Source organism: Sphingomonas oligophenolica (genome assembly GCF_006438955.1).
Lineage (GTDB): Bacteria > Pseudomonadota > Alphaproteobacteria > Sphingomonadales > Sphingomonadaceae > Sphingomonas > Sphingomonas oligophenolica_A.
Window position 1 is genome coordinate 39,244 of the sequence record NZ_RCZK01000003.1, and the last position, 12,647, is coordinate 51,890.

Consider the following 12,647-nt stretch of genomic DNA (forward strand, 5'->3'; position numbering starts at 1 on the left):
CTGGAAGTGATGATCCGAATCTCAACCGTGAGATCAACGCGGCGATCGAACAGGATCATCGCGCCCAGTGGCTGATCGACGGTCAACTGATGCTGGACACCGGTCGCCGAGGTCAGCTCTACCTGGAGTGCCCATTCAAGGACGGACATAGTTCGGATAGCGGCCACACAGAGACCGCGTATTTTCCTGCTGAAACAGGCGGCTTCTACCATGGCCATTATAAATGCATGCACGCCACCTGCGCGGAGCGATCGTGCGAGGATTTCGATCGAGCACTCGGTTATCCTGGTCCGGATCTCGGCGAGCTTTTCGACGCGCATGATAGCGATTCTGAAGTTGTCATCGATCCACGCGATCCGATGAGCACCGCCCGGCAGGTGTATAGCCGGCGGTTCTCGAGAAACGACCAACCCGTGCTGATCCGAAGTGGCGGATCTTGGTATGAGTATGCAAACTCGTATTATCGGGAGCGAGACGAGGAAGTCGTCCGCTCAGCAGTATGGCAGCTTCTCGAAACAGCGCTGACGGTCGATAAACTAGGCAAGAAGGTGCCAGCTCGTGTCACGTCCGCACAGATTAGCGCGGGGATGGATGCGCTGAAATCGGTGACGCGCCGGCTGGAGCAGCCAGAACCGTGTTGGCTTGATGGGAGGGAAGGGCCCGCGCCGGCGGATCTGGTCTCGCTTCGTGATGGTCTGTTCGATCTGACATCTCGGAAGTTACTTCCGCACACCCCGGCATTCTTCAGTTTGCACGCGCTGCCGTTCGACGCTCCGAAGAAGGGCGATCGCGCACCCCGTTGGATCGCGTTCTTGGAAGAGGTTTGGCCAAGCGATTCGGCAGCTCAGCAGACATTGCAGGAGGTGATGGGATTATTCCTCACAGCGGATACCTCACTGCAAAAGGCATTCCTGATGGTCGGGCCGCGCCGGTCCGGTAAGGGCGTCATCGCGCGGGTTATCCGTATGTTGCTCGGAGAGCATAACGTCGTCGGCCCGACGATGAGCAGCCTGTCCGGCAATTTTGGCCTGCAGCCGCTTATCGGCAAACTGGCTGCTCTGATTTCGGACGCGCGTTTTCGACACGGGCAATACTCACATGCCGCCGTCGAGCGCCTGCTGCTCCTAACCGGCGAAGACACGGTCACGGTCGATCGAAAGAACAAAGAGGCCTGGACTGGCAAGATGAGCGTTCGCATCATGATCACATCGAACGAGGTACCGAAGCTAAGCGATGCGTCCGGCGCGATCGCTAGCCGCTTCATCACACTTAAGATGTCTCAGACCTTCTACGGGAAGGAAGATCCCGGTCTCACCGATAAGCTAAGATGCGAGCTACCGGGGATTTTCGAGTGGGCGCTCGAAGGGCGTGATCGGCTGATGGAGCGCGGATACTTCCTCCAGCCCAAATCGGGTCACGATTTGGCAGAGCGCCTTTCAGAGCTCGGCAATCCTGTCGGGAATTTCATTGATGAGTGCTGCGCGCTCGACAAGCGTGGCTCAGAGACGATTGACGCTCTGTATCAGGTCTACCGCGAATGGTGCGCCGCGAATGGCCATCACCCGACGGCGAAGAATCAATTCAGCCAGGATATGGAGACGGCGTGCGCGTCAATTAGCCGGCATCAGCCACGGGTAGGCCAAGGCGGAAAGCAGGTCAAATCGTTCAAAGGCATTCGCCTCCAGCGTGATTCAGGCGCTGGCTCTGACGACGATGACGACGGCTACATCTAGATCTTGGAGAGATTGCTGACTGAAATGACTGGGGTAGGCTAGGAATTGAAAGTGTCGTCGTCATCGTCGTCTACGGGTCCTTACCCACCGGTCGATTGTCCGTGCGGGGGCGCTGAGCCGCGTTGCGCGATTTTATCGGGGATCCTGCATGGCCCCGGTAGTATCGGAACATTCGGAAGTGAGATTGCGATCGTCAGACGGCTTAAAATCAAAGGCTTAGCCAACCGACAGGCGTCTTACGATATGCGCTCCGGTTAGCTCACGAATTTTGATACGACTGATCAAACAGCGGCTTGGCCTTTTCGAGATCGGCCACCGTCTGGATCGTGATCTCCAGGTCGCCCGTGCCGAAATGCCCGATGCCGCGCACGTCGCGGGTGAAGCCGGGCTCGAGCGCGATCGTGTCCGGATTGACCTTCGCGAAGACCAGCAGCTTCTTCATCTGATTGCGGATCTCGACGCAGGCAAAGTTCTTGATGCGGCGGAAGGCGACATAATAATCCGTCGTCTTCACCTGCACATCGTCGCCCACCGCGGTCAGATAGTCGGTGAGCAGGTGATAGAGATCGAGCAGATCGGCGGGCGCCTCGGCAATCTGGCTGCTGATCGTCTTGTATTTGCCCTTCACCACCAAACCCGCCGGTGCGGACGGCTGCACGGGCCCGACGGTGCCAGGCTTGGCGCTCGCGGCGGTGAGCTGTTCGAGCAGCAGCAGATCGCCTTCGAACTTGCGATAGCGGATCAGCGCGATGTTGCGGTTCATCTGCTTGACCGCGTGCTCGTCATATCTGCCGAAATCACCGGCGATGCAGATCAGCCGCGATCCCGACCAGTCGACCGCCTTGGCCGCCTCCGCACCCAGCGTCTCCAGCACCAGCCATTCGAAATCCTTGCGATGGCCCATCAGCCAATCGAGGTAGAACAGCCCCTGATTGATCACATTTTCGTTAGACGATCGCTTGTATTCCATCACCACCGGCGCGTTATTCTCGTCTATCCCCAGCGTATCGATCCGCCCCTCGGTGATGACGAATTCGGAGGCGAGGAAGCGGACGCCGAGCAACTGCTCCAGATTGGCCTCGAACAGTGTCTGCAGCGATTTCTCCAGCGCGACCGTGCCGCCGGAGAGCTCGCTGACGACGTTGCCGGCGGTACGGAAAAGCTTGATGTCGCTCATGCGGATGCCTTCGCGGCGCGGCCACGTTTCGGTTTGGGCGCGGTGGCACGCTCGGCGCGGATGCGGTCGAGCAGCACGCTGGCGGGCTCGTCATTCGGGTCCTGCGGAACCAGTTCGCCGCGGAATGCCTTGGCGAGGATTGCGGCTTCAAGCCGGTCGATCAGCGCGCGGGCGCGGGCGGCTTCGGCTTCGAGGCGGTCGGCGCGGGCGAAGGCGTTGTCGATCGCAGTCAGAAGCGGTTGCTGCTGCTCGACAGGTGGCACGGGGATTACGGTCTTTGCCAGCCCAGCCTTGCCGATATGAATGATATTCACCCCCTTGGTATTCGCAATGAACTGGCCGCTTTTTGCCATATACAAAAGCGCATAGCGCAGGAGGTCTGGCAGGTACTTTGTAGGGCGAACGCGAAGTAGTGTGTTTTGAAAACAAGCGCCTTCGATCTCGCCGTGCCAGACCGCTGGCTTTCCAACTTCCTTAGCGCTGCCCGATCCTTCGTTGAGAAGCACGTCGCCTTTCTCAAGAACAAAAACCGGAAACTCTGTGGGGCTGAAGTTCATCTCTTTGACGTCCGAAAGATCCCAGCCGTCCCAGGTTACATTCGCAGAGCGGACATAGGGTCGCATATGCGCGCCATGATGATCCTTGGGCGATCGCTGCCTACCGAGTTGAACGGAACCGACCTCGTCGATGCGCTGTCGGGTCCAGCAGCGTGGCAGTTCGTCCGCGTCCCAATGAAATACCTCACGCAACGCAGTAGCGCGAAGGCTTTCCGCCAACACCGGCACCCGATCCAGTTCCGCCCGCGCGCGGGCGAGGCGGGCGGTCAGCGCGTCTAGCTTCGCGACGATACGGTGTTGTTCGGCAGCGGGTGGAACAGGAAAAGGAAAGGCGCGGCACTGAGAGAGGGATATGTTGACCTGCCCTGCAATTCCGCGGGTAGCGTTGATAACACTTTGAACACTTCTACCGCCCCGCAAATACCAATAAATCCATCGCGATCCTAATACCTCGCTCGGCCGAAATATTGTAATAGCTTGGTTGACGTTCCACTCATCCGAGTAGTTGGGTACGATGGCGATTTTCCCAAGTGGCGGCCCAACAATGTTCATCAGAACATCACCAGGATATACTCTCGATTTAGAGAGCTCGCCTTGGTGGATTCCTGGAGAGATCCACTGTGGCCGATATGAAAAGGCCACCTGCTGATTGACGAGATTGTAAACTTTCAAGAACGGTATCCCGGGATGGTCGAGGAACCCTTTCTTTGGCGTCCCTCCACTTTGAACGATCGCGCAGACCTCTCCTGCCTCGGCAATTGCCCACCCCTTCGGCAACGTCATTCCGCCGCCTCCGCCGACTCCGCCTCGCCGGTATCCCCCTCCAGCTCCGCCACAAGCGCCGCAATCTCCTCCAGCGCCACCTTCAGATGCCCCTGGATCGCCGCGGCGATGTCCTCGGGCGTGTCGAGGCCATCTTCGGCGTCGGCGCTGGTGTCCTTGAGCCAGCTGATGTCGAGATTGTCGCCGCGCGCGGCGATCTCTTCGCGGGTGAAGCGGCGGAAGCGGCCTTCCTCGCCCTGATACAAGCGCGCCGCGCCGCCCAGCGGATCGTCGCCGAACGCCGCCACGAAATCGGCGAGGTCGGCGGCCTTGAACGGGTTGGTCTTGCCATAGGAGGGGGCGCCCGATCGCGCGTCATAGATCCACACTTCGAGCGTCGCGTCCTGCGTCGGCGCTTCGTCGTCGGCGCGGGTGAAGAACAGGACGTTGGTCTTCACTCCCTGCGCATAGAAGATGCCGGTCGGCAGGCGCAGGATGGTGTGGAGGTTGCACCAGCTCATCAACCGTTGCCGCAGCGCCTTGCCGCGCCCGTCGTCGAACAGGACATTGTCCGGCACCACCACCGCCGCGCGCCCGCCCAGCCGCAGCGCGCGGATGACATGCTCAACGAACGGCAGCTGATAGGAGGAAACGCGATCGGTGATCGTCAGGTCATCGCGCGTCGGCGGACCGCCCGCCGGGCCGAAGGGCGGGTTGGTAAGGATCAGATCGGCATGTTTGAACTGCGCGCGCTGACCGGCGGGGCTCAGCGTATCGGCCAGATCGATATGATCCGGGTCGATCGCGTGCAGATGCAGGTTCATCAGCAGCAGGCGGAACGTGTCGGGCACATTCTCGATCCCGCGCAACGCCTCGCGTAATTGGAATGCCTGCTGCTTGGGGCTCAGCTCGTAATAGTCGTCGCTGCGCGCCTTCATATAGCTGTTTGCCGCGATCAGAAAGCCGCCGGTGCCGGTCGCCGGATCCTGGATCACTTCGCCGGGCTGCGGCTGCATCAGATCGACCATCACTTCGATCAGCGTGCGCGGCGTGAAATATTGCCCAGCGCCGCGCTTGGTCTCCTCCGCCATGCGCTGGAGCAGGCCTTCATAGGCATCGCCGAACGCGTCGCGTTCCTCGCTAAACCAATGTAACCCGTCGATCGCGTCGATCAGCTGGCGCAAATTAGCTGGGGTGCGGATGATCGTGGCCGCATTCTGGAAGATGGCGACGACCGAGCGGTCCTTCACCTTCTCGCCATCACCCAGATCGATCAGCGCCTGCTTGTAGCGTTGCAGTACCTCGGTCTCGCTCGCTCCCTTGAGTGCGGACCAGCGATATTGCTCGGGGATGCGGCTCTCGTCCTTCTGTTCCGAGGCCATCTTGAGGAACAGCAGATAGGTGAGCTCGGTGACATATTGGTGATAGGTCACGCCATCCTTGCGGAGCAGCGCGCACAGGCGCCAGAGCTTGTTCACCAGATCGGCGGAAGGATTCATCGGTTCGCTTTCGTCAGGCGGCCTGATCGTCGCCCCAGATGGCGGCGTTCAGGTCCTTGAGGACATTCCGTAGCCCGGAATCGAACTCGCGGTCGACCATGTCGAAGCCACCAGCCTGGGCGAACAGCGGATCGGAGAGGATTTCGGGATCGCCAACCGGCTGCGCCTTCAGTGCGCGGCCGATGCGGGTAAGCCATTGCTTCTGCTTCGTCGACCAGGCGCGGCTGGCGAGGATCTTCTGCACGCCATTTTCGACGCGCGTCTCATAAGGGACGAGCGGATCGCCGATCGCGGCCTGGCGGACGAAGCCGATGATATGCGCAGCGATATCGGCGTTGCGGGCGCTGCCATAGGCGCGACGCAGGCTCGCCTCCGAGAAGCCGTTGCCATCAAGCAGGATGGCAAGCTCCTTCAACTCCTTGCGAGTCAGCTCACGCGGGCGCTGGATTGCCGCAACCAGCGCGGGTACGGCATTCATGTTGGCGCGGACGAACGCCTCGAAGCTTTCGATATAGTCGGCGGGGCTCGCCTTCTCACCAAAATCGTCGACGACATCGATCAGTTCGTCGTCATGCTCGGAGATGAGCATGCCGTCGCCCTTCTTCGCCGGATTTGCGGCATCAAGCGCCGCGGCTAGCGCGGGATGATCGCGAAACAGGGCCAGTGTGTCCGATGGCGGCGCGGACTTCAGCCGGTCGGCCAGATCAGGCAGCGGCCCCAGCACGGTCTCAAGCAGCGAACGGCGCTCCGCATCGATATATTTGATCCGCTGCCGCAGCTTCACGACGATCTGGTCGCGGACGAAGGCGCGATCTTCGTCAGAGGCCGCGCGCTCCAGATCGGCGGTCAGCGTGGCGAAGGACAGCGCCGGATCGACCACCACCGGGCGCATGTCGCTGACTTCCTGCAGATTCGCGTAGATATCGACGGCGTCGAAGATGCGGAAATATTCCTTGCCGATCTCGTCGCAGCGCCGCGTCGCGCGACCGATCATCTGGTCATACAGGATGCGGCTGTTGACGCGCCGCACGAACACAAGGTTGGTGATCGCGGGCACGTCGATCCCGGTGGTCAGCAGGTCGACGGTGACGACATATTTGGGGCGGGGGTCGTTCTTGAACGCCTTGATCCGGTCGAGCGGTTTGTCGACCGACCCGGTGATCTTGTCGACCAGATCATGCGCCTGCGGCCCATATTCCTCGGTCAGCGCGGCGCGCAGTTCTTCGACCAGGATATCGGCATGGTCGTCGCGCGCGGCGAACAGAAGGGTCTTACCCGACTGATCGGGCGGGCATTCCAGTGCGATCGCCTGCGCCACCGCCCGATTGAAGGCGCGGGTGTAAACCTTCTTGTTGAACTCGGAGACTTCGAAATCGACCTGATCGTCGAGATTGAACAGATCGATCTGGCCCGTTCGCGGATCGAGGATGTTGACCTCCTCGTCCTTCTCGAAATGGATTCCGGTCTGGCTGAGCGCGGTAGTGATCCGACGCGGCGGGCGGTGGTCGATCAGATAGCCGTCGATCACGGCTTGCCGGTAGCCATAATGGAACGCCGGTGCCCCGAAGATTTCCCGCGTATGTAGCGCCGGCGTCGCGGTGAGCGCGATACGCGTTGCGTCGAAATAATCGAGCACACGACGATAAGCCGAAAGATAATCGTCGAGATTTCGGAAGCCGAGATCATCCTCACGCAGCTCGGCATCCAGCGTATAGCCGCGATGCGCTTCGTCGACGATGATCAGGTCATAGGTGCCAGGCGTGGGCCGTTCCGCCGCGGGATCGTCGAAGACCCTCCGGATCATTGCTTGCACCGTGGCGACCTGTACTCGATCGGTCGCCTCGGGAAACTTGCGGGCCAGGTCGGCGACCGGGAACACCTGATCGAACTTGAGAAACCCGCTTGTGTCAGTGGTGCTCATCGCATCGAGCGTCTGCCGACCCAACGCGTTGCGATCCACAAGGAACAGAATCCGACGAAACCGCTTGCGGCGCAGCAGTTCGTACATCAGCGCAATCGCAAGCCGGGTCTTGCCGGTCCCTGTGGCCATCGCGAGCAGGATGCTGCGCTGGTCACGAGCGACGGCGGCCTCAACAGCCTTGATGGCGTCATTCTGATAGGGCCTGAGGCCGGTAACGCCGAGCTCGCGTTCGGCAACGGAAGTTACTTCCTCGATTTCCTGTTCCAGACGCTCGGTCAGGTCACGCGGCGAAAACCATTCCGGCAAAGCGCGAGGCTCGCCACCACCAGGACGACCATCCCAGAACCAAATCCCCGATTTGGTCGCGAGTTGCTTTACATACGGACGGCCGTTCGTGACGAAGAGAAACGGCACCCGAAAGCGATCATCTCCTTGAACCCAAGGGCCCCCGCCGGGCACTTCGTCGGGGGTCAGCGTAATGTCCTTCGCATAGCGCTTGGCCTGCCCCAGGCGTCCGGGCACGTCCTTCAGGCCACGCTTTGCCTCGACGACGCCAATACAGCGACCGTCTACGAAAAGCGCATAATCTACAGGCCCGCTTTTTGTCGGCCACTCGGCGATCGCCATCGACTTCCCATATTCGGGTCGAGCGCCGGCCGCGTGGCGCAGCACGACACTGTCGACGATCCACCCAGCCGAGCGAAGCTGCTCGTCGATCAGAACGCGCGTCGTCGCTTCGTCCAGCTCGAGGTTCTGCGCCTGTTGGGTGCCGATCTGGGCAAGCAGATCGAGCTGAGGCTGAGGGGTCGCTTGTGCGGCGGCCTGGGCTTCTCTCAACGCAGCCTCGGTTTGGCGCAGGCCCTCTTCCGTTTCCGCTGCGCACTTCTCCCATAATGCGCGCTCCTGCTGATGCTCCTGCACTTCCTGAGTAGCCGCCAGACGAGCCGCCTCGGCCTCCTGCCACGCCAGCCGCGCCTTCGCCTCACTGTCGGCGCTCGTGCGGACAATTTTGCGAAGGTCTTCCAGCTCAGAGGCCAACGCAGCAGTCGCGTCGATCGGTGGCGCTGGGGGAACGAATGGCCCAGCCTTGAAGCCAGGCGCATTGCCGTAGCTCTGATGAAACCAGATTGCCGCCGCGCGCGCTACCTTGAGCGCGGCCAACGCTTCGGTCGAGCTGCCAGCATCCTCGTGAGCCGCGGCATTGCCCAACCGTTTCAAATGGAAAAACAGATCGGCGATCTCGCGCGGCAACACAGATCGCAGCTTCAAGGTACGCAGAACCTCGTCGAAGGAAACAGAGGTTGCGGGGAGCAATGCGTGCCTAGCGGCAACATCTTTCGCGATGAACTCGCCAAGCTGGCGCAGCTTGATGAGAGCCCCCGGCGCGTCATCGAAAAAATAGCGCTCGGCCAAGGCGCCCAGCCTTGCCAACCGGGCATCATGTTGCGTGAGAAAATCGAAGTTGCTGGCTCCCCCCATATCCCAATACTAGCGGGGCGCAGCCGAAGCTCAAGCAAATGACCGATCGCTGGTTTCGATTATCCTCGGCTCAGAGCACCGCCTTCCAGACTGTCGAGATAGTCGCTCCACCACTGAGCCATTTTAACGCGCTCATCCCAGTGCAGGCCGCGGTGATAGGCCCCGCGCGTCGCGTTGCTCTCGCCATGGGCCAGGGCTCGCTCAATCGCATCCGGATTCCAGAGGCCACTTTCATTGAGCATCGTTGACGCCGTGGCACGCAACCCATGCGCTGTAATCTCGTCCCGATCGAATCCCATACGGCGAAAGGAGGCATTAAGCGTGTTTTCGCTCATCGGACGGCTGCCGCCATAGGCAGAAGGAAACACATAGACACCGCGTCCGGTATGCTCTCGCAGCCCTACCAGAATCGCCATTGATTGCCGAGAGAGAGGAACCGCATGGGGCCGCCGGGCCTTCATCTTCGCAGCCGGTAAGTTCCAAATGCTCCGCTCGAAATCGAACTCGGTCCATTCGGCGTGGCGCAGTTCACCCGGCCGGACGAAGACGTGAGGTGCTATCTTCAGCGCCGACTTTGTGACGGGGCTGCCGGCGAAAGAGTCGATCGCGCGCAGTAACTCGCCTAGCTTAGACGGTTCCAAGATTGCCGCATAGTGACGAGCTTTTGGCGTAATGAGGGCGCCTTGAAGCAAGGAGGCGGGGTCAGCATTGCATCGGCCTGTCGCAACGATGTAGCGGAACACCCGACTTGCGAAGGATCGGCATTTCTTAGCGGTCTCGTGACGGCCCTTCGCCTCCAGCCGCTTCAGTGCCGCGAGAAGCATCTGCGGATCTACATCCGTGATCGGCATTGAGCCAATGGCTGGCGCGAGCTGCTCAAGAAACCATTTCGCCTTTGAGACGGTCGCAACTGCGCGGTCTTCGTTCACCATTTTCACATCGATATATTCGCGAGCTACATCACCGAACGACGTCGCCGCACTCAATCTCGCAGATAGTTTGGCCTTCTTTCGCTCCAGCGCGGGATCGACCCCGGTAACAAGGATTGACCGCGCAGCATCACGCTGCGATCGGGCGTCCTTCAAGCTGATCTCGGGATAAGCCCCCAGGGATAACTTCTTTTCGCGGCCATGGTGGCGAAATTTGACCCGCCAGAGCTTTGATCCAGCCGGCGTGATCAGCAGATAAAGCCCCTTCTCATCCGCCAATTTCCATTCGCGTTCCAATGGCTTAGCTGCGCGTATAAGTTTGTCATTCAAAGGCATGTGGGGGCCTTCCCAGCAGCGCAGATGCCGAATTGCAGCCCATGCGAAAGAAAGGCCCCCAACAGGGCCCCACCTTGTCTGTGATCAGTGGCGAACATGCGTGAACATCCCCGAACGACGAAACGTAATTTTTCGCAGATTTTCGGGGATTTTTCAACCGTCAGCGAACGACGCTGAACAGGGGAATGGTGCCCAGAAGAGGACTCGAACCTCCACGGCCTTGCGACCGCCAGCACCTGAAGCTGGTGCGTCTACCAATTCCGCCATCTGGGCCCCAGAAGACTTGTTCGTCAGGTAGGCGGCGGGCTTTAGGGGGCGTTCGTCGCGCTTGTCAATCGAGGTATGGGTGAGGCAAGGGGCTCGGCGACGATTTCTTTCGACATGAAGGCCGCGCGATGAGGGACAGACTGGTAACGGTATTCGGCGGCGGCGGGTTCGTCGGGCGCTATGTCGTCCAGGCGCTGCTGCGCGGCGGCGCGCGGGTACGGATCGCGCAGCGCGACCCGCGGCAGGCGTGGTTCCTGAAGCCGCTCGGCGGGCTGGGGCAGACCCAGTTCGTCGCCGCCGACGTCACCCGGCCCGATACCGTCGCCAACGCGGTGGCGGGGGCCGATGCGGTCGTGAACCTCGTCGGGGTGCTGTCGGGCAAGTTCGACGCGATCCATGTCGCGGGCGCGCGCACCGTGGCACACGCAGCGGGCGCGGCGGGGGTCGGCACGCTGATCCATTTGTCCGCGATCGGTGCCGATCCCGACTCCGCATCCAACTATGGGCGGTCGAAGGGGGCAGGCGAGGCGGCGGTGCGCGCGGCGTTTCCGGGGGCGATCGTGGTCCGCCCGTCGATCATCTTCGGGCGCGAGGATGCGTTCATCAACCGGTTCGCGGGGATGATCGAAAAGGCACCGGTGGTCCCGGTGGTACGATCGGACACCAAGTTCCAGCCGGTCTTCGTCGCCGACGTCGGCGATGCGGTCGCCGCGCTGGTCGATGGGGGGCACGCGGGCGAGACCTTCGACCTGGCCGGCCCGGACATCATGACGATGGGCGAGATCATCCGCTGGATCGCGACGACGATCCGGCGCGACCCCGCGATCGTGGCGCTGCCCGATATCGCGGGGGCGCTGATCGCGCGCGCGGGCTTCCTGCCCGGCGCCCCGATCACCTGGGATCAGTGGCTGATGCTCCAGCACGACAATGTCGCCGCGCCCGGTGCGAAGGGGCTGGCCGATCTCGGCATCACCGCGACCCCGCTTGCCGCGGTCGCGCCCGATTGGCTCGTCCGCTTCCGGCGGCAGGGCCGGTTCGCGGGTCGCGTCGACGATCTCGCCGCCTGACTACCCCGCGCGCCGGGAGCCGCGCTCGATTTAAGCCCCGCTCGATTCAAGCCTGCTCGATTCAAGGACCGCCATGGACATCCTCACCGTCATCCTGCTCGGCATCGTCGAGGGGGTCACCGAATTCCTGCCGGTCTCCTCGACCGGGCATCTGATCCTCGCGAGCGCGCTGCTCGGCTATGATTCCGAGACGTGGGCGGTGTTCAACATCGTCATCCAGCTCGGCGCGATCCTGGCGATCGTCGTACTGTATTGGCGGACGTTCTGGGTGGTGCTGGTCGGATTGTTCAAGCGCGACGCGCTCGCGATCCGGTTCGTCCGCAACATCCTGGTCGCGTTCATCCCCGCCGCGGTGATCGGGTTTGCGCTCCACAAAAAGATCGAGGCGCTGCTGGGCCAGCCGATCGTCGTGGCGGTCGCGCTGGTGGTCGGCGGGATCGCGATCATCGGAATCGAGCGCATCACCAAGCCCGGCGAGGTGCGCGGCGTCGCCGAGGTGCCGCTGGGCACCGTGATCGGCATCGGCTTCATCCAGTGCCTGGCGATGGTGCCCGGGGTCAGCCGGTCGGGCGCGACGATCCTCGGTGCGCTCGCGCTGGGGGTCGAACGGCGCACCGCCGCCGAATTCAGCTTCTTCTTGGCAATCCCGACGATGCTCGGCGCGACAACGTTGGAGCTGGTAGCCAACCGTCATGCGCTGGCGGGTGGCGCGGGGGTCGGACTTGGCGCGATCGCGCTGGGCACGCTGGTCGCGTTTGTGGTGGCGCTGGTCGTGGTGCGCTGGTTTGTGACGCTCGTCGGTCGCACCGGTTTCTCGCCCTTTGGCTGGTACCGAATCGTCGTCGGCGCGGCAGCGTTCATCTGGCTGATCAGCAAGTAGGTCCGTGAATTGACCTAAAAAAGAGAAGTGACAGTCGGCG

General features: G+C 61.6%; 8 protein-coding genes and 1 tRNA gene. 3 read left to right on the plus strand and 6 right to left on the minus strand.

Features of this window, described 5'->3' with window-relative positions; translation table 11 throughout:
• Window positions 1–359 precede the first annotated feature (359 nt).
• The gene (locus EAH84_RS04910) at window positions 360–1,733 is read left to right on the plus strand and encodes a DNA primase family protein (RefSeq protein ID WP_425326442.1); all 1,374 of its coding nucleotides are present in this window, start codon (window positions 360–362) and stop codon (window positions 1,731–1,733) included.
• Between the two features lie 259 nt (window positions 1,734–1,992).
• Here EAH84_RS04910 and EAH84_RS04915 read toward each other — a convergent pair whose 3' ends face one another.
• From EAH84_RS04915 to EAH84_RS04940, 6 genes are all read right to left on the minus strand, one after another.
• Window positions 1,993–2,910 (minus strand): DUF5655 domain-containing protein, encoded by a 918-nt coding sequence (locus EAH84_RS04915; RefSeq protein WP_140868627.1) that lies wholly within the window; start codon window positions 2,908–2,910, stop codon window positions 1,993–1,995.
• Window positions 2,907–4,250: a restriction endonuclease subunit S gene (locus EAH84_RS04920; protein WP_140868630.1), complete on the minus strand. Its 1,344-nt coding sequence runs from the start codon at window positions 4,248–4,250 to the stop codon at window positions 2,907–2,909. Before EAH84_RS04920 ends, EAH84_RS04915 begins: the two co-directional genes overlap by 4 nt.
• Window positions 4,247–5,728, minus strand: coding sequence for an N-6 DNA methylase (locus EAH84_RS04925; protein WP_140868633.1), 1,482 nt, complete (start codon window positions 5,726–5,728; stop codon window positions 4,247–4,249). The genes EAH84_RS04920 and EAH84_RS04925 overlap by 4 nt, the downstream gene beginning before the upstream one ends.
• Before the next feature lie 13 nt (window positions 5,729–5,741).
• On the minus strand, window positions 5,742–9,128 hold the full coding sequence (gene hsdR / locus EAH84_RS04930) for a type I restriction-modification system endonuclease (RefSeq protein ID WP_140868636.1): 3,387 nt from the start codon (window positions 9,126–9,128) through the stop codon (window positions 5,742–5,744).
• 59 nt (window positions 9,129–9,187) lie between these two features.
• Window positions 9,188–10,393 carry a tyrosine-type recombinase/integrase gene (locus tag EAH84_RS04935; protein WP_140868639.1) on the minus strand — a complete coding sequence of 402 codons (1,206 nt, stop codon included), beginning with the start codon at window positions 10,391–10,393 and terminating at the stop codon, window positions 9,188–9,190.
• Between the two features lie 186 nt (window positions 10,394–10,579).
• Window positions 10,580–10,666: transfer RNA gene (locus EAH84_RS04940), tRNA-Leu, on the minus strand.
• 122 nt (window positions 10,667–10,788) lie between these two features.
• On the opposite strand from EAH84_RS04940, the gene EAH84_RS04945 reads away from it, so the two are divergent.
• Complete coding sequence (locus EAH84_RS04945) at window positions 10,789–11,727, plus strand: complex I NDUFA9 subunit family protein (protein WP_140868642.1); 939 nt, start codon at window positions 10,789–10,791, stop codon at window positions 11,725–11,727.
• A 73-nt stretch (window positions 11,728–11,800) separates the two neighbouring features.
• Entirely contained in the window at window positions 11,801–12,607 is an 807-nt protein-coding gene (locus EAH84_RS04950; RefSeq protein ID WP_140868647.1) for an undecaprenyl-diphosphate phosphatase, read from the plus strand.
• Window positions 12,608–12,647: the final 40 nt, after the last annotated feature.